The 508-nt window shown below is 67.5% G+C and carries 1 protein-coding gene; it reads right to left on the reverse strand.

Annotated features, from left to right (window positions below; translation table 11 throughout):
- Positions 1-2: 2 nt before the first annotated feature.
- Positions 3-508: universal stress protein (locus AACY52_RS30175; protein ID WP_339561357.1), on the reverse strand; the 506-nt coding region annotated here is incomplete at its 5' end.

A 508-nucleotide genomic window follows, 5' to 3' on the forward strand; every position in this document is an offset into this window, starting at 1 on the left:
GATCAGCTCAACCGGTCGATCGCCTCGCGGTCGAGCGACCCGGGAATGATCATCAGCGGGATGGTCAGGGCACCGGTGTCGGCTCCGGCGAAATGCGCGACCAGCGGGCCGGGCGCGCCGCTCGCCGCTGCCGCCAGCACCAGCGCGGCGATGTCGGGATTGGCGGCGATCATCTCGCGAATGACCTTGGGGCCTTCGCCCTGACGCACCGTGATCTGCGGCTTCAGGCCCGATTCTTCGATCAGGGCCCCCGCCGCTGCCGCTACCAGTCCCTCGGCATGGTGGCGTGCCTCTTCCTCGATCGTGGCCTGCACCCCGGCAAAGGCGGTAAATTCGGTGGGGGGTACGAGCGCCAGGATTTCCACCCCGCCGCCGGTCTTTACCGCGCGCCGCGCGGCAAAGCGCAAGGCGATGCTGCTTTCGGGCGTCTCGTCGATCACCACCAGATAAATGCGCATTGTCGCCCGCCCCCTGAAGCGATTGTCGCGCTTAAGTGGGGCGAACCGAT

The sequence above is a fragment of the Pseudomonas sp. EA_65y_Pfl1_P113 genome (assembly GCF_963970525.1).
GTDB lineage: Bacteria > Pseudomonadota > Gammaproteobacteria > Pseudomonadales > Pseudomonadaceae > Aquipseudomonas > Aquipseudomonas tritici.